The sequence below is a fragment of the Flavobacterium sp. IMCC34852 genome (assembly GCF_030643905.1).
In the GTDB taxonomy this organism is placed as follows: Bacteria; Bacteroidota; Bacteroidia; order Flavobacteriales; family Flavobacteriaceae; genus Flavobacterium; species Flavobacterium rivulicola.
Genome location: NZ_CP121446.1, coordinates 2,218,952 through 2,242,304, shown reverse-complemented (window position 1 = coordinate 2,242,304; position 23,353 = coordinate 2,218,952). Strand labels below are relative to the sequence as shown.

Sequence of the window (23,353 nt, the reverse complement as noted above, 5' to 3'; positions counted from 1 at the left end):
CTCTAAAATTAGGTTAAAGTTTATTTAGACTTTTCGCCTACGAAATAATCAGTTTGCGATTTAAATAATACATTGAAAGTAGTTAAACTACCGTAAATACGAGTAATGTATTGTTGCAATTCGACTTTTTCGATTTCTTCTAAGTTGCTGGCATTTATTTTTTGTTCCATCACACGAAGTCTGTCGCGCAGCATCACAATTTTGTGGAAAAAAGTATCAATCGGCACATCTTTGGCGGCTAATCCGGGTTGTCCGGGTTCTAGTTTCATGTTGCCGCCTTTCCATTTGTCGCCAATAGCCACCGGTTCGCCTAAACCGTTCCATTTTTTTAAGATCGATAATAAACTTTGTTCTACATCGTAAAAACTAACGGTGTCCACTTCGTTTTCGGCGTGTTCTATGACTTCAAATTCACTGTCGATGGCAATGGTTTCTAAACCGTTTTCTATAAAAGTTACCCAATAATCCTTGGATGATACATTGGTTACCACACCTTTACCGTATTCGGCGTGGTTGATTCTGGAGCCTATTCCGAGTAGTTTCATAAGATTAAATTTTGAGCCACTAAAATAGCGATTTGCCTTAAATAAAAAAACCATCCGACGAATCAGATGGTTTCAACACAATTAACTTAACTAAAAATCTAAAAACAATAGCTATTTTCCGCCACTAACTTGGCAGTAATAGTTTCTCTTAAGCCCACTATATTAGGCATATTGGTGTATTTAGTGAATCGGCGTAATCCCATGAGCATCATGCGTTGTTCGTCGCCTTCGGCAAAAGAAATAATGCTTTCTTTTCCTTTTTGAGTCACGACGTCTACAGCTTTGTATAAGTATAGTTTAGCCATCGCAATTTGCTCGGTTACTTTGGTTTCACCTTCTTTCTTAGCCAATTTTTCTGTTCTTAAAATGGTACTTTCTGCAATATAAATTTCGATTAACATATCGGCAGCAGCCATTAATAGTTGTTGGTGTGCGTCTAAATCCATACCGTATTTTTGCACCGCAGCTCCGGCTACCATTAAGAAGGCTTTTTTCAATTTGGCCACCATTTCTTTTTCTTCAGAAAATAATTCCGAATAATCAGGAGTGTCGAAGGATGGAATACCCATTAATTCTTCCTGCACTTTCATGGCCGGTCCCAATAAATCCACATGGCCTTTCATGGCTTTTTTGATTAGCATTCCTACCGATAGCATTCGGTTGATTTCATTGGTTCCTTCGTAAATACGGGCTATACGGGCATCACGCCAAGCGCTTTCCATTGGCGTATCTTCAGAGAATCCCATTCCACCATAAATTTGAATGCCTTCGTCAGCACAATTTTGAACGTCTTCAGAAACGGCTACTTTTAGAATCGAACATTCGATAGCGAATTCTTCAACGCCTTTTAATTCGGCTTCTTGATGTGAAGCACCTTCCACTTCGCGAATTTTGATGCGGTTTTCAATGTCTTTTGCAGCGCGATAAGTAGCACTTTCTCCGGCATAAGCGGAAGTAGCCATTTCGGCTAATTTATAACGAATCGCTCCAAAACTGGAGATTGGTGTATTGAACTGTATTCTTTCGTTGGCATAATTTACGGCATTGGAAGTCACACGACGTTGCGCATCCAAACAAGCGGCAGCCAATTTGATACGACCAACATTCAACGCATTCATAGCAATCTTGAAACCTTCGCCACGTCCGGCCAACATATTTTCCACGGGAACTTTAGTGTCCGCAAAGAAAACTTGGCGAGTAGAAGAGGCACGAATGCCTAGTTTGTGTTCTTCTTCGTTCATCGTGATTCCGTTACTTGGGTCATTTTCTACAATGAAACCGGTGATGTTTTTATCGTCTTCGATACGAGCAAAAACGATAAATAGGGAACAAAATCCGGCGTTGGAAATCCACATTTTTTGTCCGGTGATGCTGTAATATTTGCCATCTTCGGAAAGTACGGCTTTGGTCTTTCCTGAGTTGGCATCAGATCCTGCGCCCGGTTCGGTTAAGCAGTAAGCGCCAAACCATTCGCCGGAAGCTAATTTAGGGACGTATTTCTGTTTTTGTTCCTCAGTTCCGTATAGAGTAATTGGCATGGTTCCAATTCCGGTATGCGCACCAAAAGCCGTTGAGAACGAACCGGTAGCGCCCGAAATATAATCGCAAACCAAACAAGTATCCACGAATCCCATGCCCATTCCGCCATAAGCTTCAGGAACGGCTACGCTTAGAAAGCCCATTTCACCTGCTTTGCGCATCATTTCTTCAGTGAAAGCGTAATCTTTCTTTTCGAAACGGTCTTTGTTGGGCCAAATTTCTTTGTCGACGAATTCTTTGACAGAATCACGCATCATGATTTGTTCTTCCGAGAAATCTTCGGGAGTGAAGATGTCTTCGCATTTGGTTTCTTTTACGAGGAATTGACCTCCACGAGTGATATCGCTCATTTTATTATTTTTTAGTTTGTTGATTATAATATTTCATAAATACCCGCTGCACCTTGTCCGGTTCCGACACACATTGATACGATTCCATACTTGTCACCTCGGCGTTTCATTTCGTCAAATAATTGTACAGAAAGTTTGGCACCGGTACAACCAAGCGGATGACCTAAAGCAATGGCGCCACCATTGACGTTTACGATATCTGGATTGATGCCTAATTCTCTTGTAACCGCTAAAGCTTGAGAAGCAAAAGCCTCGTTTAATTCGATTAAATTGATATCATTTAAAGTCAAGCCAGCTTGTTTCAAGGCTTTTGGAATGGCTTTAACCGGACCGATACCCATGATTCTAGGTTCAACACCGGCTGCGGCATAACTTACCATTCGGGCAATAGGAGTAAGGTTTAGTTCTTTAACCATTTCTTCGCTCATGATTAAGACAAAAGCAGCACCATCACTCATTTGAGAAGAGTTACCGGCGGTTACACTTCCATCAGCAGCGAATACCGGGCGCAACTTACCTAAAGCTGCAGCATTGGTATCGGCTCTTGGTCCTTCGTCTTTGGTTACAGTGTATGATTTGGTTTCTTTTTTACCATTTTCATTGATGAACGTTTGTTCGATAGTAATAGGCACAATTTGTTTGTCGAATTTGCCTTCGGCTTGTGCTTTGATGGCTTTTAAGTGCGAATTTAGGGCGAACTCATCTTGGTCTTCACGCGACACATTGAATTGTTTGGCTACAGCTTCTGCCGTTAAACCCATTCCCCAATAGTAATCTTCGTGACCTTCGGCTGCAACACTGTAATCCGGTGTTGGTTTGTAGCCGCCCATCGGAATGAAAGACATGCTTTCGGCACCGCCTGCGATGATGCAATCCGCCATTCCGCTTTGGATTTTGGAAGTTGCCATCGCGATGGTTTCCAGTCCGGAAGCGCAATAACGGTTCACGGTTACACCGGGAACATCGGTCACTTTTAATCCCATTAATGAAATCAAGCGGGCTACGTTTAATCCCTGTTCAGCTTCAGGCATAGCGTTACCCACCATGACGTCGTCTATTCTGGATTTATCGAAATCAGGCAGTTCATTCATCATGTACTGAATGGTTTCTGCGGCTAATTCATCCGGTCTTTTGAAACGGAAAACTCCCTTTGGGGCTTTACCTACCGCGGTTCTGTATGCTTTTACTATATAGGCTGTTTTCATTTGATTAGTTTCTTAAAGGTTTTCCTTTGGTTAACATGAATTGGATACGCTCCAATGTTTTTCTTTCGGTGCAAAGCGATAAAAATGCTTCTCGTTCAATGTCTAACAAGTATTGTTCAGAGACTAAAGTTGGTTCCGATAAATCACCACCAGCCATTACGTAAGCCAATTTATTAGCAATTTTTTGATCGTGTTCCGAAATGTATTTTCCGGCTACCATTTGGTCGGTTCCCACTAAGAACATTCCTAAGGCTTGCTTACCAAGAACTTTTACATCTTTTCTTGGGATAGGTTGGGTGTAACCGGCTTCGGCCATTAGCAAAGCGTGTTTCTTGGCTTCGGCTATTTGACGGTCTTTATTGACCACTACGATGTCTTTTCCTTTTTGCAAAACACCCATATCAAACGCTTCGTAAGCCGATGTGGCTACTTTGGCCATCGCAACGGTTAGGAAATATTCCTGCAAAGTATTCAACTCTACATCGTTTTTTCGGAAGAGGTCGGAAGCGCGTAACGTCATTTCTTTTGAACCACCACCGCCGGGAATCACGCCGACACCGAATTCTACTAAACCAATATAGGTTTCAGCTGCGGCCACTACTTTATCAGCATGCATGGTCATTTCGCAACCACCGCCCAATGTCATGCCATGTGGCGCAACTATAACCGGAATAGCCGAGTAGCGACAACGCATCATGGTGTCTTGGAACATTTTGATGGCCATGTTGAGTTCGTCATATTCTTGTTCAACCGCCATCATGAAGATCATTCCGATATTGGCACCCACAGAGAAATTGGCACCTTGATTTCCAATGACCAATCCGTTGTATTGCTTTTCAGCAAGGTCGATGGCTTTGTTGATTCCGACTAAAACATCACCGCCGATGGTGTTCATTTTCGACTGAAATTCAAGGTTTAAGATACCATCACCTAAATCATGAATTACAGCACCACTGTTGCTCCAAACCTTCTTGCTTTCGCGAATGTTGTTTAGAATAATGAAACTGTCTTGACCCGGAACTTTGGTTTGTGATTTGGTTTGGCTATTGTAATAATAAGTCGCGCCTTCTTTCACTGTATAAAAACTTGTACTGCCTGAAGCCAACATTTCACCAACCCAAGCAGCCGGTTTTAACCCTTCGGCTTCCATGAGTTCAATTCCTTTTTGAACTCCAATAGCGTCCCAGATTTCGAATGGTCCGTTTTCCCAACCGAATCCGGCTTTCATGGCGTCGTCTATTTTGTAGAAATCATCTGTGATTTCTGGAACACGGTTAGAGACATAAGCAAACATGGCTGAGAAATTCTTTCTGTAGAATTCACCGGCTTTGTCTTTACCTTTGACTAAAACCTTGAATCGGTCTATTGGTTTGTCGATGGTTTTAGTCAATTCTAAAGTACCGAAAGCGGCTTTTTTTGCTGCTCTGTATTCTAAAGTATTTAAATCGAGTGACAGAATTTCTTTGCCTTCTTTTTTGTAGAATCCTTGTCCGGTTTTACTACCGAGCCATTTATTTTCCATCATCTTGTTGATGAAATCAGGCAATTTGAATAAGTCGTGTGCTTCGTCGTTTGGACAATTTTCATAGATTCCGTTGGCTACGTGTACCAAAGTATCTAAACCAACGACATCAACGGTACGGAAAGTAGCCGATTTTGGCCGACCAATAACCGGACCGGTTAATTTATCAACTTCTTCTATGGTTAAGTCCATTTCTTTGACCAAATGGAATAAACTTTGAATTCCAAAAATACCGATACGATTTCCAATGAATGCCGGAGTATCTTTGGCTACAACCGAAGTTTTTCCTAAATATTTAGAGCCATAGTCAAACAAGAAGTCTAGCACTTCGTTGGAAGTTTTTGGTCCCGGAATGATTTCGAATAACTTTAAATATCTTGCCGGATTGAAGAAATGTGTTCCGCAAAAATGTGCTTGGAAATCTTCGCTTCGGCCTTCGCTCATAAACTTAATTGGAATACCCGAAGTGTTTGAAGTAACTAAAGTTCCCGGTTTTCTGTATTGGTCTATTTGCTCGAATACTAATTTCTTGATGTCTAAACGTTCCACTACTACTTCGATAATCCAATCATAGTTGGCAATCTTAGCCATGTCATCGGTAGTGTTACCGGTCGTGATTCGGGAAGCAAACTTCTGACTGTAAATAGGCGATGGGTTCGATTTCAAGGCATTGGCTAAATGATCATTTACCAATCGGTTGCGAACCACTTTACTCTCAAGCGTCAATCCTTTCTTTTCTTCGGCTTCGGTTAAAGCATTTGGCACAATGTCCAAAAGCAAAACCTCAACCCCAATGTTAGCAAAATGGCAAGCAATTCCGGAACCCATGATTCCTGAACCAACGACAGCCACTTTTTTGATTATTCGTTTCATTTTAAAACTGTTTATAGTTTGTTGTTTGTTTTTAGAATACTTTTTTCTCCGAAATCAAATCATTAATCGTTTCAGCAACTTCCATAAAGTGTTGGAGCTTTTCCTCGGAAACATTTTGCTTTACTACTTCATTGAACTTTAATACCGTGATTTTGGATTGCTCTCTCATTTGTTTACCTAAATCAGTCAGATAGATGAGTACACCTCGACCGTCTTCAGGATTTTTTTTTCGGATGATTAGTCCTTTATCTTCTAAGGTTTTTAATGTTCTGGTTAAACTGGTAGCTTCCATTCCCATACGTGAACTGATAAAGGTGGAAGGAGTTCCTTCTTCTTTATCGATACTCAGTAGTGCAAAACCTATGGCCATTGAGCCTTCAAACTTCGAGGCTTCTTCATTGTACATGCGGGCAACTGCTTGCCAAGTTGCACGAAGAATATAATCTATAGTTTTATCTTTCATACCTAAAAATTTACTATAACGATTTCAAAGATAATAAAAAATATTATGCACGCATACTAATTATTAAAAAAAATTACATTTTAACAATTTGCTGGATAAACTTAGAAGATGATTTTAGAAGAAACTTATTGCTTCAACGATGTTGTGGTAGGATTCTTTCTCTAATGACTACACTTTCAAAAGACCTCGAAACCCGCGAGCAGCGTAGTAAGACTGAGCACCATTGTGGTATATAAAAATGTGATTGTATCTGAAATCAGCAAAGATCGCTCCGCCTAATTTCCTGATGGCTTCGGGAGTTTGTATCCAACTGGAAGTTTTGGAGTCAAAGTTTCCCAATTGTTGTAAATTGCGGTATTGTTCTTCGGTTAAAAGGCTTATGCCCATAGCGGTAGCCATATCTTGAGCGTTGTGCTTTGGTGGGAAATCTTTTCGATTGACTTGTGCTTCTCGGTCATAACAAGTGCTTCGACGGCCTTTTGGACTTTCTGTCGAGCAGTCAACAAAAAGGAATTCTTGGGTTTCTTTGTCATAGCCAACCACGTCGGGTTCGCCACCGGTATTTTCCATTTCATTTAGTGACCAAAGTTTTTGGGGTTGTTCCAATAGTTTGGTTTGCACTGTTGTCCAATCTAATCCCGCATGGCGGTTTTTGTTTTTCTCAAAACGGGTTTTTAAGGTATTGAGTAATGTCTCTTTTTCCTCTGTTGATAATTTGTATTCGTTACCTGTTTTCATTGGATTTTATTTTTGCTTCAACGAATTGGCTATCATTCCTTCGAGTACTTTAAGGTCAATGTCTTCTAGCTTATTGATATATAAACAACCTACACCGGTTTTATGTTTGCCCAGTTTTTTTAGAGCGGCTGTATGTTCTTTTATGCCAATGCTGATATACAAAGATAAATTGGCTTTACGAGGTGAAAATCCTATGAGTAGCCAATCGACCTCTCTTCCGGTTGTTGGACTTTTGTAGCGCTTGTTGCCAAACCCAATGATAGAATTGCTCCACAAGACCGGTTCTTCACCGCTGGCGGCTTTCATCATTTCTAAAAGTACAAAACTGTCCTTGCGCTTTTGTTCATCGGGAACCGCATTGATAAAATCAGTTACGCTGGCCACGGTAGGTTTGGTTTTGATTTCAACGAGTTTTGATTTTTTTTCTGCCATGATAAAACGTGTTTTAGTCGATTAGGTAGGCTTTTTTGATTAAATCCAATTTAGGATAGGTTTGGTAAAAAAGGTCTCGGTTTCTATACAAATTAGGATTGCTCATCGGCTCTTCGCCGTAGCCGGAGTATAAATCGTCAACTACTTCCATGCCTTTGATTACTTTTCCCAAGGGCGTAAAACCTTTTGCTCCTTCAAAGGTAAGAGTGTCGAGAGAAGTATTGTCTTCCAAATTGATGAAAATTTCCAAATCGCGTGTATCTTTTCCGCTTCGGGCAAAACTTAAGGTGCCACGGGTATTGGAATGTTTTACAGCTTCATCTGGTATGGTAACCGATTTCCATTGTTTCATTTGTTCTGAATCGGTGTTGCCAAATTGGGCTACAAAATTGGGAACTACTCTGTAAAAAATGGCATTGTCATAATAACCGTGTTTGAGCAGTTGGTATAATCTGTCAGCCGCTTTAGGCGACCAACTTCTTTTGATTTCCATTTCAAAGTCGCCTTTGGTGGTTTCGAACTTGGCTTTGAAAATTTCGGGAGCCTGTTCTTGTGTCCAAGCAGTGTTGAATGGTTCTTTCTTGCAGCCCATAGCAATTATTAACAGTAATAACATTAGGACAAACCGCATAAGCTTAGATTGTTGTTTTGATTTGGTAAAGTTATTACAAAAGTTTGTGCTGTTTGATACCACAAAAAAAAACTACTCTTGAGGAAAAGTAGTTTTGTTTTATTAGCAGGTGCTTTTGGGTGCAAACAGTTTTAGAAAGCACTAAGTTTGAACAATGAAAAGAGGTTGTCACATCAAGGTATAACCAATTCAAATAAAATCATTTGGGCAATTACTAATTCTTGAGGACAATATTTCAAGCCTTATGATTTCATAAGTAACCCTTAATTTGACCAACCTCTTTTCAACATTCAAGAACTAAATTTTAAAAGTTGATAACTCCGATATTAGTACTTGCTCCGGCTTCAACAACTATATCTGTTTGAGTTACCGGAAGTAATGGTGATAATGGTGTTATGATAACGGTATAGGTTCCCGGAGGCAAACCTGATATTCTGAAGTTTCCTTCGGCATCAACGGTACTGGTATACACCACTAAACTGTTGGTAGAGGTTGCACTCACAGAAGCCAAAGTACCTACAGGAGCAATGCTACCCGTAATATTTCCGGATATTGCAGCTACTACTGTTCTCAATACCGGTTTCAATTTGTACGTGCCGTTTCCGGTTTGGATTACTGAGGCATTGGCGTCAAAATCTATCAAAATGCTGTTGTCAATATCGGCTACTAAATCTTGGTTAATTAATAATTTCAACCCTGATTGTTCAGCACTTGGTGTGCTGAGCGGATAAGTTTGACCATCAACAACTACGGTGTTGTTCGGTCCTAATATTAATCGGATTTGATTGACTCTTGAATCGGTCAAAGTACTGGTTGCTATTAGCGTATCAGCACCATTGGCATAATCCAGAAGATTGTAAACTCCTGCATTGGTATTTAAAAGTACGGTTTGTCCGTTACTTCCTTTTACTTCAACCGCTTGGATGTCAACATTTACCTCGCTAAATGGTCCCGGATCATCAGTCATGCGAACTTTGTAAGCATAACTTCCTGAGGAAGAATTGTCATTGCTACAAGCGTTAAAAGTAATTGCTGTTGCAATGAGTGTTAGTGCTAAAACGATCTTTTTCATAATAAAGTATTTAAATTAATTTGTAGATTAATATCAATACAAATTTCTATCATTTAAATTGTTTAACTGTTATAGAATATCCATTTTATGTTTCATAATTTTCATTTTTATAAAAGCAAAATCAACAATAGAATAATGATAATAATGGCGCCAACCGAAAGATATACTCCTTGACCGCTGGCTTTAAGGGTTGATTTAATCTCTTTAACTTCTTTTCGCAACGCTCTTTTTTCTACTCTGGTCAGATTGGATTTGTCCATGGCCTTGATTTCTTCCAAACGTCTGATTAGTAATTCTGCTTTTGCTTTGGCTTCTGCATCATTTGCTGGAGAATTGGTTGCTGTAATTGTATTGGTTGGTTCTGTGGTATTTGATAATACCGGTGCAGTAATCGCTAAGGCACATAGTAATAATGCCATTCTGAATTTTGTGATTGTTTTCATGATTTCTAATTGTTATTTAAGATTCGTCTTTGGTGGTTTTGATTAAGTTTATGCCGGGAATAAAAAAGAGTAAGCCTAATGCGGAATATATGATAAGCTCTTTAATATCTCTTGTGCTTCCGTCTTCACTCAAAAACAGTTGTGCAGCATATATCAGACTTGTAATTCCCAGTAGGGTGAGCACCGCCCCAAAAATTCTTTTAAGATTCATAATTTTAAAATTTAAGTTTTTTTAAATTATTATTGAATTCTAATGCAAAACTCTTTTTATAATTTATTTTAACAAAGTTGGCCGTTTTTATTAGCTTTTGCATTACAGAATTTATTTTTTTAATTGTATAATTCACACGCTGTGGAGGTTATTAAAAAAAAAACGCCCGAGAAACAAATCCCGGGCGTTTTTACACTATGAAAATTGAATACTTACATTATTTCATTTTTCCGTTAACTACTGCAATTACGGCACCGACTACTGAAGCAATTACGATTGAAACTAAAACATCTACTGCAACCATTTGCCAGTTAATGGTTTCACTGTACATACTGTAAAAGAAATTCATTGACAGCGACATAAACAAAGCAATTCCAATGGCTAATTTAACACCGGGAACGCATTTGCTGATCCCTTCGCCTTGATTGAAGATGAAAGACATCATAAAACCAAAGCACATGCAGCCTAAGAAAATAAAAGTAATGTTTTCTGCTCCGGCACCTTCAGGTTTAGGAAAGAAGTCTTTCAGAAGCATTCCGTACAATAGCCAACCCATCAGAAAATCGGCAATACCACCAACGATACCTCCGACAATAAAGTTTTTTACATTCATAATTAATAGTTATTGGTTAATACAATAAAAATATTAATATATTGAGAATGTAATAAATTAATAAGGTTTTAATTATCAACTTTTTAACGAAGAGAAATGTTAATAACGTTTTTGGTAATTATTTAACTTTTTTCTTTTGAAAAGTGCCGTTATCAACGTCTTTTAAAAATTGAATAACACCCGGAAAATAGTGTTCTTGGTCATCGTATTGCGAACAGTGACTGCCTTTCGGACAATACAAAAATCTTCCGTTTTGGACTTCATTGGCAATCCATTCCATGTGCTTCGGATCCATAGTATCGTATTGGGCTCCGATAGAAAGTGTTGGAACCGTTAATGTTTTTAGTTTAGTCGTAATGTCCCAATCTTTTAAAGTAGCGTCACCGGTTATGCCGAATTCACTAGGTCCTTGCATATAAACATACACCTTCGGATTTAAATGTTTGAAAGCCCTGTTGATTGACTCAGGCCATTGGGCTACCGGAAATCTTAGGATGTGTTCGGTGTAATAATGATTCAGCAACAACTCCATGTATTTTGGATTGCTGTAGTCTTTGTTTTTTTCGAATTCTTTAATCTGGGTGAATACTTTTGGATCCAATTGCGGTCCGAGGACTTCTTCGGCATACTTATTATAAGCCGGTGCGCTCGCCATCATATTCGATATGATAAGACCTTTTAGGTTTTTTTGGTATTTCAAAGCATATTCCATCGCTAAGATTCCGCCCCAAGATTGTCCTAATAAATAAAAGTTGGTGTTGTCCAGTTTCAAAGCTTTACGTACTTGTTCTACTTCTTCTACAAAGCGTTCTGTAGTCCAAAGTCTGTTGTCGTCGGGTTGGTCGCTGTAATAAGAACCCAATTGGTCATAATAAATGTATTCAATACTTTCCTGTGGAAAATAGCCGTCAAAGCTCTCAAAAAACTCATGTGTTCCGCCCGGACCGCCGTGAAGCAACAGTACTTTTATCTTCGGGTTGTTGCCAACTCTTTTAGTCCAAACCTTAAATTCACCAATAGGAGTAGAGATGGGAATCATTTTGATGCCACCGGTAAATTGGTCGTCTCTTTGTGAAAAATCGAGATAGTTTTCTTTTACAGTATCTACCGTTTTACTTTCCTTACAACCTGAAAATAAAACAATAGTTAATAATAAGCTGAGTAATAGTTTTATCTTCATAGTTGAATAATTTAAAATTAATTATAAATTTTTTGGTACAAGTCTTTGTATTTTTCCATTACAATTTTACGCTTTAATTTGAGCGTAGGCGTAAGGTGACCACCATCAATTGACCAAATATCAGGTGTCAATTCAAAGCGTTTGATTTTTTCCCAATTCCCGAATTTTTCATTGATGGTTTCTACTTCTTTTTCGATACGCGCAATGACCTCAGGATTTGAAGCAATTTCCGCATGGGTTGTGCCAATATTTAAACTCTTTCTTTTGGCCCATTCCTGGATAAAGTCGAAACTAGGTTGGATAAAGGCAGCCGGCATTTTTTCGCCATCACCAATTACCATAATTTGTTCGATGAATAAAGATTGCTTCATGGCATTTTCAATCAACTGTGGCGCAATGTATTTTCCGCCCGAGGTTTTGAACATTTCTTTCTTACGATCGGTGATTCTCAAGAAACCGTCTTTGTCTACCTCACCAATGTCACCGGTGTGGAAATAACCGTCTTTGATGACTTCATCAGTCAATTGTTGGTCTTTATAATAACCCATCATCACATTCGGTCCTTTGCAAAGGATTTCTCCGTCAGCGGCAATTTTGACTTCAACATTATTAATCACTCTACCAACAGTTCCCACTTTAAAACCGCCATTTCGTTGGTCGTTAACCGAAATTACCGGAGAGGTTTCTGTTAGTCCGTAACCTTCCATCACCGGCATTCCTGCGGCGGCAAATACTCTGATTAAGCGGTGTTGTAAAGCGGCACTTCCCGAAACCATTACGTTTAAGTTGCCACCCAATCCTTCTTGCCATTTGCTGAAGATTAATTTTCGCGCTATTTTTAATTGGAATTCATACCACCAACCATTGGCACCGTAAGGTTCGTAACGCAAGCCTAAATCAATCGCCCAGAAGAACAGTTTCTTTTTGATGCCCGTTAAATCTTCTCCTTTGGCAATGATTTTATCATATACTTTTTCCAATAATCTTGGCACCACAGAAAAAACGGTTGGTTTTACTTCTTTGATGTTATCCGATAACTTTTCAATCGATTCTGCGAAGTAAATAGAAACCGAATAATATTGATAGATGTACAAAATTACCCGTTCAAAAATGTGGCAAATTGGTAAGAAACTTAAAGCGACACTAGTGCCTTCTTCAAAAGGAATACGCGGTGAACTGTCGAGTACATTTGAGACGATATTGTTATGCGATAACATAACGCCTTTTGGTTTACCGGTTGTTCCCGAAGTGTAGATTATTGTGGCTAACTCTTCCGGTTTTACATTGTTTTTTCGGTCTTCAACAACATCTTGGTTGCTTTGGTCTTCGCCTAAATCTAACAGCGTTTTCCAGTTTTTGCAGCCTGCAATTTCGTTAAAAGAATAAATGTCTTCCAACAAAGGAATTTCATTTTTAACCGACATTAATTTTTGATAAACTACATCATCTGAAACGAAACAATATTTTGATTCTGAGTGGTTTAATATATAGGCATAATCTTCTGCTGAAATCGTTGGATAAATCGGTACGGTTTGGGCACCAATTTGCAAAACGCCGACATCCATGATGTTCCATTCGGTTCTGTTATTGGAGGAAATAATGGCAATTTTGTCATTCTTTTGTATATTCAATCGCAACAAAGCTCTGGAAACCGCATTGGCTTTGTCAATATATTCTTGTGTAGAAGTGGAAACCCATTGGCCATCGTATTTGGTTACAAGACAATGAGGCATATTGTTCTTTTCGAGCTGGTAGTAAGCAAAATCAAAAAGTCGGGTGATTTTAGTCATTTGTTCATTAATTTGATGCAAATTAAGGATTATTGTTATTAATCACAATATTAATTTAAAATATAGCGGCTCCTACTATTGAATTCTGTAGTTTTGCATCGTTTGAACTTTTTACCGCATGAAAAAATTCCCCAGAATAGCCGAATATAAAGTAATGGCCATTAGAATATTATTGGCTTATCTCTTTTATTTTATTGCCCGAATCTTGTTTTATGTCTACAATCAAAGTTTAATAGAGATAAACAGTGTATTCGATTTTATAAAAATATGTTATCACGGTGTAGCCTTTGATACCACTACAATTTTGTACACCAATGCTTTGTTTATTATAGTATCGGTATTTCCGGCGGTTATCAATACCAAGAAAGCCTATCAAAAAGTATTGTTTTATCTTTACTTTGTGACCAATTTATTGATGTATTCCGCCAATTTTGTCGACTTTATTTATTACCGCTTTACCTTCAGCCGAAGCACCAGAGCGTCCTTGGATACTTTGGAAAACGAAAGCAATAAAATGGCGTTACTCTTCAATTTTATGCTGAATTATTGGCATGTATTCTTCTTGTTTTTTGCCTTGGCTTACCTTTGGATTTTATTGTACAAGCGAACTAAAATTCAACACCACGACCAAAAACCAACCCTTAAATATTTTGCTACTTCTACAGCTGCTTTTTTATTGATTATCACACTTTGTGTTGGTGGAATCAGAGGCGATTTTAAGAAAAGCACCCGACCAATCAATATGTTGGATGCAAGTCGCTATGTACAAAATGCCGGTCAGGCCGATGTGGTTTTGAACACGCCTTTTGCCATCATTCGAACTTGGAATGCCAACACGTTTAAGAAAGTCAATTTTCTTCCCAAAGCAACAGTTGACAGTTTATTAGTGCCAATCAAACAATACAAAAACAATCCTCCGACCAAGCCGAATATTGTGGTGTTTATTTTAGAAAGCTTTGCCCGTGAATACAATGGTGCGTTTAATAAAGACACCAAAATCTCGGACTATGAAAGTTATACGCCCTTTGTAGATTCGTTGGCCCAACATAGTTTAATTTATACCAATGCTTACGCCAATGGCTGGAAGTCCATTCACGGAATGTCTTCGGTTATTGCCGGAATTCCGTCGTTTAAAGATGCTTTTACTTCTTCGCCTTATCCGAAGCAAAAAATAGAATCATTGGTTTCAACCTTAGAAAATCAAGGGTATAATACGTCGTTTTTTCATGGCGCGCCCAACGGTTCGATGGGATTTTTAGGGTTTGCCAATATTTTGGGTTATGATCATTATTATGGAAAGAATGAATACAATAATGACGCCGACTTTGATGGTGTTTGGGGTATTTGGGACGAACCTTTCTTTCAATTTTTTAATAAAACGTTGACACAGAAAAAAGAACCTTTTATGGCAACGTTGTTTTCGGTTTCTTCACACCAACCTTATAAAGTTCCGGAAAAGTTTGAAGGTAAATTTCCTAAAGGAAAAGTCAATATCAACCAGTGCATAGGTTATACTGATTATGCTTTGAAGCGTTTCTTTGCCGAAGCCAAAAAGCAATCTTGGTACAAAAACACCATTTTTGTTTTGGTTGCCGATCACGGAAATACCATTGCTTATGATGAGTATAAAAAGGAGTTTAACAAGCATACGGTTCCGATTTTGTTTTTTACGCCAAGCGAAAAATACGTTGGTGTGAATGACGATTGGGCACAACAAATAGATATTTACCCAACCTTATTGGACATGATTGGTTACCAAAAACCTTTCAGAAGTTGGGGTAGAAGCTTAATCAGCGACAAACAAGTGGCTCCTTTTGCGGTGCGACACAGTGCCAATGTGTACCAATTTATGAGCGGCAATTACATTTGTACGATGGATGATAAGAAAGCCGTAGGGTTTTATGATAAAAATGACAAAGGCATGAAAAAGAATCTCATAGGTAAGCGAAATGCCGAAATGGATGCTTTAGAGTTAAAATGTAAGGCGTTCATTCAAGACTATATGGAAAGAGTAGTAGATAAGCGATTGACAACGGTGAAATAACAAAAAAAGCGACTGAAAAGTCGCTTTTTTTATAATTCATAATTCGTAATTGACAATTCGTAATTCTTTACAACTTGTTCATATTCTCCGCTAAGGTCTCAATAAACTTTGAAATCGGGCCTTTGATCATCATGGCCATCATCGGGTTGAATTCGCCTTCAAAGACCAATTGCACGCCGGTTGAATTATCAGCAACAGCTTCTAAATTTGCTGTTAAAGTGAAAGGCAATTTATCACTGGCAGCAGCCAGGTTTACTTTAGAATGCGGTACGCCTTCTTTCAATCGCAATTTGATTTCGGGCATGCCTTTTAAACCAAAATTGAAAATATCATCACCCAATACTTCAAACTTAGCAATGTTTTCGGGCATTAATTTCTCGAAGTTTTTGACATCGGATAAAGCGTTGTATAAATATTCGGCAGATTTTGCTACCGTAACTTTTGGGCTTTCTAAGTTCATTTGGTTATTCGGTTATTTGGTTATTTGGTAATTCGTAATTCCTAATTCATTTAAACGTTCCACGTAGAAGGACTTTTACGCCATTCTTGTAGTGTTGCCAACTCTTTTTCGGTGATATAGTTTTTGGCCACTGCCAAATGTAATAAATGCTCGTAATCGGCTAAGGTATTTAACGTAACGTTGGCATTTTTGAAATTTTCTACGGCTACATCAAAACCATAAGTAAAGATGGCAACCATTCCTTTAACATGCGCGCCGGATTCTTTTAAAGCTTCTACCGCCAACAAACTGCTGTTTCCTGTACTGATTAAATCTTCGACGACTACTACGTTTTGTCCTTTTTGTAAAAAGCCTTCCACTTGGTTTTGTCTGCCGTGTTTTTTGGGTTCGGGACGCACGTATACAAAGGGCAATCCCATGTATTCGGCCACGAGCATTCCGATGCCAATGGCTCCGGTGGCTACGCCGGCAATGACGTCGGGTTTACCAAATTCTTTTTCAATATGCTTGGAAAATTCTTCGCGCACAAAATTTCTTATCGCCGGAAACGATAGAATTAATCGGTTGTCGCAGTAAATTGGAGAGTGCCATCCTGAAGCCCATGTAAAAGGATTTTTAGGATTCAATTTAATTGCATTTATTTGTAAAAGCAATTCGGCTGTTTTTTCGGCTGTGTCTTTATTAAAAATCATAGTACAAATGTATAAAGTTTTTGTCAACGATAAACCACTTTTTTTAACCAATGAAGTCGCTAAGGAAACCGATTTTCAGTTGTTTTTATTGGAAAGTGTTGATATTGAGCAAGTCATCATCAAAATGTTCCAAAACAAAATTCAGAAAGCCTATTTGTATTATCCCGATGAAAAAGCCATCCTAAAAAAAGTAAAGGAAAAAATTCCCGTTTGCAAAGCCGGTGGCGGATTGGTTTATAACAAAGCCGGAGACGTTTTGTTCATTTTTAGAAACGGAAAATGGGATTTGCCCAAAGGCGGTATCGAAAAAGGAGAGGAGATTGAAGATACGGCTACCCGTGAAGTAGAAGAAGAAACCGGCGTTAACAACTTAAAGATTACCCACAAACTCCAAAAAACCTATCACGTTTTCAAACGCAACGGGAAGTATAAATTAAAAGTGACGCATTGGTTTGAAATGCGCACCGATTTTGTTGGTACCCCAAAACCCCAAGCCAACGAAGGCATCGAAAAAGTAGCGTGGCTCAACCCCGAGCAGATTAAAGAAGCACTGAAAAATTCGTATGAAAATATCAAATTGTTGTTTGAAGAAGAGAAGCTTTTGAAGTAGTGGTCAGTTGGCAGTGGTCAGTGTTCAGTGGTCAGTGTTCAGTGGTCAGTGTTCAGTGGTCAGTGTTCAGTGTTCAGTGATCAGTGTTCAGTGATTTGTTGAGTTCTTCTTGTTTTGCTTTTATAAGTTTTTCTTCCACTTGTAATACGAGTTGTTTTATTTCGTGAGCCATCAAAACAGCTTCGTCGTATTTTGCGGCTTTTTCTTCGGCTTTGTCTTTCATTCTTTTCAGTAGTTCAGGATGCTCTTCTTTTTTGTGGGTATGCTGGTCCAAATAATCGAGTAATTGAAATCTCGCGACCACAAAGGCTTGTTTTTTTTTGATTTTATTAATTTTTCTTTCTATTGTTTGCTTTTGGTAATCATTTTCTTTGAGTAATTTCTCGAGTGTTTCTTTCGTTTTATCTTGTTGTTGGGTGGAAAGCTCATGAACTTTCAATGCTTTGTTGTTTTTGTTTTGTACATGTTCCAGCATTTTACTCATAAGCTCATAGGCATCGGTCGGCAAATTCCTATCGCCTGTTTCGTACATCGACCATTGGCTGGCATTGATGCCCAAGAGTATGGCCATTTCAAGTTGGGTAGCGCCTAATAATTTACTGATGGTGATTTCGTCTTGCATGTTTAAAGCGTTTTAAAGATTTTTAATGCAAGCAAAAATGTTGCCATTATCCTTTGTGTGAATTTTTGTTTGCGTTTATCCTTTCACACGCTTTGGTGTGAATTTTTATTTTGAAGACCATTTTCACACAGCCTAGACATAAAATAGTATGTTCAGCGATTGTTTATTGTGGGAAAAGTGTTAAGTTTGGAATATAGGAATGGTAAGTCGATTGTGGGTTATTATTCTTAATATACAAGTTGGCAGAAATTATGAAAAACGTGGTCGTAAAAGCAATCTTAATTTTGGTTTCCTATTCAGGATATTGCCAAGAAAAGATTTTTTACGAAAAAATTGCTTTTGAATTTTATAAAGATTCGATCATGAATCAATCAAAAGAAAAAATCAAATTGCAGAAGAAATTAGAGCGTGGAGCTTTTGATCCTAATTGGTTTCCTCGTTGCGAAAAAGAAATTAAAATAAAGGAAATTGATACAGTTTTCGATAACCGTTCTAATCAATTTGAATTGCCAAATCTTACAGATAATAAATTCAAGATAAAAAATCGATTTAGAAATACAGAATATGTTTGTTTAGATAAAGCAGTGTTACTTAATAAAACTACTGTGTTAGTTAATATTAATGAAGTTTATAAGCATCGTGGAATTTATTATCATATTTTATTGGATTTAAAAGGTAAAATATTACGATACTGTAAAGGTGGATATACAGAATAACTTTTGCTAACAGCAGTTTGGCACAAAAGCTTGGTAAGTTCTCACCTGAATCCTAGCGGATTCCCCAAAAAAAACCTTTTGTACTCAAAATAATTAATCTTAAATTTATAGTTACTCACACCAAACCACGGCACGTTATGGGCAAGTTAAGAGCAACCTAATTGCTTCAAAATGAAAAATATGTACTTTATAATATTGTTTATAGCATCTCAAATTTCTTATTCACAAAAGGAAATTGAGCAAATAGCTTTTGATTATTTTATTGAAAATATTATTACTACTAATTATCCAAAACTTGGTAAAATTAAATTTAGTGGTTATACACAAACTGACACATCAGGATTATCTGGTGGAGGAGAGTGTTTTACTGATTATGAATTTGACTTTATACACAAAAACGGTTTCAAGCCTGATGACAAAATAATCCAAATTGAAAATGATTCTCAAAAGTTTATTGATTTAAAGCCAAAAAGGGAAAGAAAACAAAAAGTCAAAATATTCGTTTATCAAGGGCTGAAATTAAAAGATGGATATTTTGTTGCAATAAAAACAGAAGATGCTGAAGGAGGCTATCTATATTACTTATTTTTTGACAATAGTCATAATTACATAAAACATTGTAATGAAGGGTTTATAACCTGTCGCTAACTCCATTTTTGTTCAATCGCTTATTTATTTTCTGATTTTATTCAGTAACCCTAAAAACCGGATACTGCAAATGCGCTTTCTCATAAAGCGGGGAGTTTTTGTAAACCCAATCCAGTTGGGCGTCGGGATTTTCGGCAAAGGCTTTGTCTTCTTTTATTTTTTGGGCCAATTGCGCTCTGAGTTCGGGATGTTGCTTTAAGTATTCGGCGGCGGTATCTTCAAACACATAATCGGAATAGCCTTCTTTTTGTTGGAGTATGGTATCAAAGAAATTCCAATTGAAAAAACTGTCCACCGCTTCAGGCTCCAAAGTTTCCAATAAATACTTCACGCCGGCTTGGTTCGTTTGGAACAGGTAATCGCCTTGGCGAAATCGCACTTCATCAATACTCGTCGAAACAACGGTATTGTTGTGGGGATAATGGCCTTCGTAAGCGGTTTTAGCGGTTTTGAAGTCTTCAATTCGGTAGCGTTCTACTTTGATAACCGTGTCTTGGGCGAATCTGGTAAAAGCTAATTTGTTTTCTTTTAATAATTCGATGACTTTCCATTGGCCTTGCGGAATGACATAAGCTTTGGGAATGCTTATGGCTTTGGTTGGTTTATACGTTCCGTAAAACGAAATCTCTTTTTGATACGGTTTGTTTCTATCGTAATACAATCGTTGCCCATTGGTTACCTCACTTTTTTTATAACCGCTTTCGTAACCCAAGAATGTCATTTTTTCAACCTTACTGCTGTCAATAGTCCATCGAATAGGATAGGAGTGATTTGCTTTGTATTGTTCAAGATTTTGCGCTCTTTTGTTTTTGATGCGCGCCACATTTTTATCGGCGTAATTGATGGTTGAAACCATGAAATCATAAGTTACTTTAACCCTTTCTGCATAAGGTTTCAGCATGTGTGTTTCCACTACATAACCGATGGTGTTAAAGAGCGATGTATAACCGGTAGCGTATCGAGGCGTATCGCTGAACTGCGCAAAACCATCAGCCGGAGTGCCGTGCCAAACGTTGACATACGGTGTGCTTTCGACTTTCTTTAGTTGTAAATCTTTCACGATAGCCGGAGTCATTTCGGTTTTGACAAATTCACCTAAATTATTTCCCAATCTTTTGGGTTCGGTCATAATATACGTGAGTTTGTATTGGTAATCGGCGCCATTGCTCACGTGATTGTCGATAAAAATATCGGGACAGAAAAAGTGATGAAAGATTTGGGTAAAAGTTTGGGTATTTCGGGTATCGCTTTTGATGAAGTCGCGATTTAAATCGAAGTTGCGCGCATTTCCCCTGAAACCGTATGTTTCCGGACCGTTTTGGTTGGCTCTCGAGGTTGAATTTCGGTTGAGCAATCCACCAATATTATAAACCGGAATCGCAATAACCACCACATTTTTAGGAACGGTAATTCTCTTTAAGGCCAAATCGCGAAACAATTGCATAGAAGCATCAATCCCATCCGTTTCGCCGGCGTGTATTCCGTTATTGATGAGTAGAAAAATTTTCTCCGATTGGGATTGGTAATCAAAAGTTTTATCGGTGTCAAAGATTACAACACTCAATGGTTCGCCGCTATCGGTTAATCCGAAAGTTTGGGTTTTTATCGTTTCGAAATCGGCATCGAGTTGGTTGTAAAACCGCATGACTTCTGCATAATCGGCCGATTGATTGCCATTGCCTTTTTCAAAAAAAGTCGGATAAGAATTGTTTTTTTGGGCCAAGGAAGTCAACGAAATCAGTAATAAAAGCGAAAGTACTTTCATTACTTTTCTTTTTTAACGACCACACTATCCGGAACCAAAACGGTATAGTCGCCGCCATTTCTAATGACATCGCGTACTATACTCGAGGAAATATAAGAAGTTTTAGAAGCAGTCAGTAAAAAGACCGTTTCTATTTGGGAAAGTTTTCTGTTGGTATGGGCAATGGCTTTTTCGAACTCAAAGTCGGCCGGATTTCTCAACCCACGCAAGATAAACTGTGCGTCTAATTTTCGGCACAAATCTATGGTCAAGCCTTCATAAGTAATCACCGAAACACGGGGTTCGTTTTTAAAAGCTTCTTCAATAAAGCTTTTTCGTTCTTCCAGAGAGAACATGTATTTTTTATCGGCGTTGATACCAATGGCAACCACTACTTCGTCAAAAAGCGAGATACCTCTTTTAATAATATCAAAATGCCCTAACGTTATGGGGTCAAATGAACCGGGAAACACTGCTTTTCTTTTCATTCTTTACGAGTTATGGAGTATATTTCATCTTTATCAAAAAGACGGATAACCTCCTGTTTAGAATATTTTGCTCTTGTATTGGTGTAATTTTCTGGTGTATCAATATCGTCCGTTTCATAAGGAAGATACGCATTATAATCATTGATCGTTACAAAAACACTATCTTTCGTCACCTTATCAATTCGATAAGTGGTGTAATAACCATTCGACATTTTTACATTGTAAACATCGCCTTCGATAGGATTCTCCAAATAAATTTTGGAATTATCTTTACTGTTAAAATAAATATTAATGCCCCAAATTAATGCTCCTGCCAATATAATGCTTCCGGTGTAAGTCCAAAACGGTGCCTTAAAGGTATTCTCTTTTTTTATCTTTTCAATTTCAATTTTGACAGTTGGTTCCAAATGTTTGGGCTCAATCACTTTATCACAATGGTCACAATACGTCAATATTTCTTTGTCTACCGGAAACAATGGAATCAAAGTCACGTAAGTGTATCTTCCATATAAATCATAATTCAAATCAGTGTTGGCGTAGCAAAAGGGACAAATGAAATTATCAATCTTGCCTTGTTTTGATTCATATGATTTTGTACCGAGTATAAAAAGCATTTGTTATTTATTTAGAGCCAATTCCAAAGCGTTTGTAAACAAATCCGTCAATGAAATCCCTGCTTCTTTGGCTTGTTGCGGAATCAAACTTTCGGTGGTTAAACCCGGAATGGTATTCATTTCTAACATGTGCGGTTCTCCGTTTACAATGATAAACTCACTGCGAGAGAAGCCGCTCATTTTTAAAACTTCATAAGCTTTTTTGGCCACAGCCGAAACCTTCTCGGTCATTTCGGGTGAAATTCGGGCCGGCGTGATTTCCTGTGATTTGCCTAAATACTTGGCTTCATAATCAAAGAAATCATTTTCAGAAACGATTTCTGTGATAGGTAGAACGGTTATTTTTCCTTTATAATTAATCACACCTACAGAAACTTCGGTTCCGTCTAAGAAACTTTCTATGATGATTTCGTTGTCTTCTTTATAGGCGTTTACAATAGCGTAAGCCAATTCGTCTTTGGTTTTGACTTTAGAAATACCAAAACTCGACCCCGATTTGTTGGGTTTCACAAAGCAAGGTAAGCCAACGGTTTTTAAAATCGCTTCTTCGTTAATTTCATCGCCTTGATTTAAGTAATAGGAGGTCGCTGTTTTGATGCCATACGGTTTTAATACCGATAATAAATCACGTTTGTTAAAAGTTAAAGCTGCTTGGTAATAATCACATGAACTTTGCGGAATACCGAGTAATTCAAAGTAAGCTTGCATCAAACCGTCTTCTCCGGGCGTACCGTGAATGGCATTGAATACTACATCAAAATTGATTTTTTCACCGTTTACAGTAGTTGAAAAGTCATTTCGGTCTATGGGAAATTCGTTGTCGTTGGCATCTACATACACCCATTTGTCTTTAAAAATATGAATGCGATAGCCTTGGTATTTATTTTGGTCTAAAAATTGATAAACCACATTGCCGCTTTTAAGTGAGATTTGATATTCGCTGGAATATCCGCCCATAATGATGGCTACTTTTTTCATTAGTAGATGGAGTTAGGTTGGTGTTTTAGTGATAACAAAATTATCATTTTTTTCTTAGATACGGCTATGCCTTTAGATTTTTAGACTTCTTAGATTTTTAGATTGTTAGACTTTTAGATTTTATTCTTTC

General features: G+C 38.0%; 25 protein-coding genes. 4 read left to right on the top strand and 21 right to left on the bottom strand.

Going from position 1 to position 23,353, the window contains the following annotated elements; genetic code table 11:
- Nucleotides 1–20 precede the first annotated feature (20 nt).
- The 14 genes from P7V56_RS09660 to P7V56_RS09595 form a co-directional block, all read right to left on the bottom strand.
- Complete coding sequence (locus tag P7V56_RS09660; RefSeq protein ID WP_171221632.1) at nt 21–545, bottom strand: DUF8685 domain-containing protein; 525 nt, start codon at nt 543–545, stop codon at nt 21–23.
- A gap of 98 nt (nt 546–643) precedes the next feature.
- Nucleotides 644–2,434: an acyl-CoA dehydrogenase FadE gene (locus P7V56_RS09655; protein WP_171221631.1), complete on the bottom strand. Its 1,791-nt coding sequence runs from the start codon at nt 2,432–2,434 to the stop codon at nt 644–646.
- Between the two features lie 23 nt (nt 2,435–2,457).
- On the bottom strand, nt 2,458–3,639 hold the full coding sequence (locus P7V56_RS09650; protein WP_171221630.1) for an acetyl-CoA C-acyltransferase: 1,182 nt from the start codon (nt 3,637–3,639) through the stop codon (nt 2,458–2,460).
- Nucleotides 3,640–3,643: 4 nt separating this feature from the next.
- Nucleotides 3,644–6,034: a 3-hydroxyacyl-CoA dehydrogenase/enoyl-CoA hydratase family protein gene (locus P7V56_RS09645; RefSeq protein ID WP_171221629.1), complete on the bottom strand. Its 2,391-nt coding sequence runs from the start codon at nt 6,032–6,034 to the stop codon at nt 3,644–3,646.
- Nucleotides 6,035–6,065: 31 nt separating this feature from the next.
- A complete protein-coding gene (locus P7V56_RS09640; RefSeq protein WP_171221628.1) occupies nt 6,066–6,497 on the bottom strand; it encodes a MarR family winged helix-turn-helix transcriptional regulator in 432 nt (143 codons plus the stop codon).
- Nucleotides 6,498–6,665: 168 nt separating this feature from the next.
- Nucleotides 6,666–7,235, bottom strand: coding sequence for a DUF4256 domain-containing protein (locus tag P7V56_RS09635; protein ID WP_171221627.1), 570 nt, complete (start codon nt 7,233–7,235; stop codon nt 6,666–6,668).
- 6 nt (nt 7,236–7,241) lie between these two features.
- Nucleotides 7,242–7,667: a DUF1801 domain-containing protein gene (locus P7V56_RS09630; protein WP_171221626.1), complete on the bottom strand. Its 426-nt coding sequence runs from the start codon at nt 7,665–7,667 to the stop codon at nt 7,242–7,244.
- Between the two features lie 13 nt (nt 7,668–7,680).
- A complete protein-coding gene (locus P7V56_RS09625) occupies nt 7,681–8,259 on the bottom strand; it encodes a peptidylprolyl isomerase (RefSeq protein WP_171221625.1) in 579 nt (192 codons plus the stop codon).
- A 343-nt stretch (nt 8,260–8,602) separates the two neighbouring features.
- Nucleotides 8,603–9,370, bottom strand: a complete 768-nt coding sequence (locus P7V56_RS09620) for a DUF4382 domain-containing protein (protein WP_171221624.1) — start codon at nt 9,368–9,370, stop codon at nt 8,603–8,605.
- 107 nt (nt 9,371–9,477) lie between these two features.
- Nucleotides 9,478–9,813 (bottom strand): hypothetical protein, encoded by a 336-nt coding sequence (locus P7V56_RS09615; RefSeq protein WP_171221623.1) that lies wholly within the window; start codon nt 9,811–9,813, stop codon nt 9,478–9,480.
- A 16-nt stretch (nt 9,814–9,829) separates the two neighbouring features.
- Nucleotides 9,830–10,024, bottom strand: a complete 195-nt coding sequence (locus P7V56_RS09610) for a hypothetical protein (protein ID WP_171221622.1) — start codon at nt 10,022–10,024, stop codon at nt 9,830–9,832.
- Between the two features lie 217 nt (nt 10,025–10,241).
- On the bottom strand, nt 10,242–10,637 hold the full coding sequence (locus P7V56_RS09605; RefSeq protein ID WP_171221621.1) for a hypothetical protein: 396 nt from the start codon (nt 10,635–10,637) through the stop codon (nt 10,242–10,244).
- Nucleotides 10,638–10,755: 118 nt separating this feature from the next.
- A complete protein-coding gene (locus P7V56_RS09600) occupies nt 10,756–11,817 on the bottom strand; it encodes a proline iminopeptidase-family hydrolase (RefSeq protein WP_171221620.1) in 1,062 nt (353 codons plus the stop codon).
- 17 nt (nt 11,818–11,834) lie between these two features.
- Nucleotides 11,835–13,607, bottom strand: a complete 1,773-nt coding sequence (locus P7V56_RS09595; protein WP_171221619.1) for an AMP-dependent synthetase/ligase — start codon at nt 13,605–13,607, stop codon at nt 11,835–11,837.
- Between the two features lie 118 nt (nt 13,608–13,725).
- Here P7V56_RS09595 and P7V56_RS09590 point away from each other — a divergent pair, with 118 nt between their 5' ends.
- Nucleotides 13,726–15,651, top strand: coding sequence for an LTA synthase family protein (locus tag P7V56_RS09590; protein ID WP_171221618.1), 1,926 nt, complete (start codon nt 13,726–13,728; stop codon nt 15,649–15,651).
- 67 nt (nt 15,652–15,718) lie between these two features.
- On the opposite strand, the gene P7V56_RS09585 is transcribed toward P7V56_RS09590, so the two are convergent.
- Nucleotides 15,719–16,111 carry an SRPBCC family protein gene (locus P7V56_RS09585; protein WP_171221617.1) on the bottom strand — a complete coding sequence of 131 codons (393 nt, stop codon included), beginning with the start codon at nt 16,109–16,111 and terminating at the stop codon, nt 15,719–15,721.
- 50 nt (nt 16,112–16,161) lie between these two features.
- The gene (gene pyrE, locus P7V56_RS09580; protein WP_171221616.1) at nt 16,162–16,803 is read right to left on the bottom strand and encodes an orotate phosphoribosyltransferase; all 642 of its coding nucleotides are present in this window, start codon (nt 16,801–16,803) and stop codon (nt 16,162–16,164) included.
- A 7-nt stretch (nt 16,804–16,810) separates the two neighbouring features.
- Here pyrE and P7V56_RS09575 point away from each other — a divergent pair, with 7 nt between their 5' ends.
- A complete protein-coding gene (locus P7V56_RS09575; protein ID WP_171221615.1) occupies nt 16,811–17,413 on the top strand; it encodes an NUDIX hydrolase in 603 nt (200 codons plus the stop codon).
- A 73-nt stretch (nt 17,414–17,486) separates the two neighbouring features.
- On the opposite strand, the gene P7V56_RS09570 is transcribed toward P7V56_RS09575, so the two are convergent.
- On the bottom strand, nt 17,487–18,035 hold the full coding sequence (locus tag P7V56_RS09570) for a helix-turn-helix domain-containing protein (protein ID WP_171221614.1): 549 nt from the start codon (nt 18,033–18,035) through the stop codon (nt 17,487–17,489).
- 239 nt (nt 18,036–18,274) lie between these two features.
- On the opposite strand from P7V56_RS09570, the gene P7V56_RS09565 reads away from it, so the two are divergent.
- Together P7V56_RS09565 and P7V56_RS09560 are read left to right on the top strand one after the other, a co-directional pair.
- Complete coding sequence (locus tag P7V56_RS09565) at nt 18,275–18,751, top strand: hypothetical protein (protein ID WP_304986218.1); 477 nt, start codon at nt 18,275–18,277, stop codon at nt 18,749–18,751.
- 171 nt (nt 18,752–18,922) lie between these two features.
- Nucleotides 18,923–19,399, top strand: a complete 477-nt coding sequence (locus P7V56_RS09560) for a hypothetical protein (protein WP_171221612.1) — start codon at nt 18,923–18,925, stop codon at nt 19,397–19,399.
- Nucleotides 19,400–19,436: 37 nt separating this feature from the next.
- Here P7V56_RS09560 and P7V56_RS09555 read toward each other — a convergent pair whose 3' ends face one another.
- From P7V56_RS09555 to P7V56_RS09540, 4 genes are read right to left on the bottom strand one after another with little or no spacing between them, the layout of a single operon-like run.
- Entirely contained in the window at nt 19,437–21,164 is a 1,728-nt protein-coding gene (locus P7V56_RS09555; protein ID WP_171221611.1) for a M14 family metallopeptidase, read from the bottom strand.
- Complete coding sequence (gene coaD, locus P7V56_RS09550; RefSeq protein ID WP_171221610.1) at nt 21,164–21,631, bottom strand: pantetheine-phosphate adenylyltransferase; 468 nt, start codon at nt 21,629–21,631, stop codon at nt 21,164–21,166. Before coaD ends, P7V56_RS09555 begins: the two co-directional genes overlap by 1 nt.
- On the bottom strand, nt 21,628–22,245 hold the full coding sequence (locus tag P7V56_RS09545; protein ID WP_171221609.1) for a hypothetical protein: 618 nt from the start codon (nt 22,243–22,245) through the stop codon (nt 21,628–21,630). Before P7V56_RS09545 ends, coaD begins: the two co-directional genes overlap by 4 nt.
- 3 nt (nt 22,246–22,248) lie before the next feature.
- Nucleotides 22,249–23,223, bottom strand: coding sequence for a D-alanine--D-alanine ligase (locus P7V56_RS09540; protein ID WP_171221608.1), 975 nt, complete (start codon nt 23,221–23,223; stop codon nt 22,249–22,251).
- Nucleotides 23,224–23,353 lie beyond the last annotated feature (130 nt).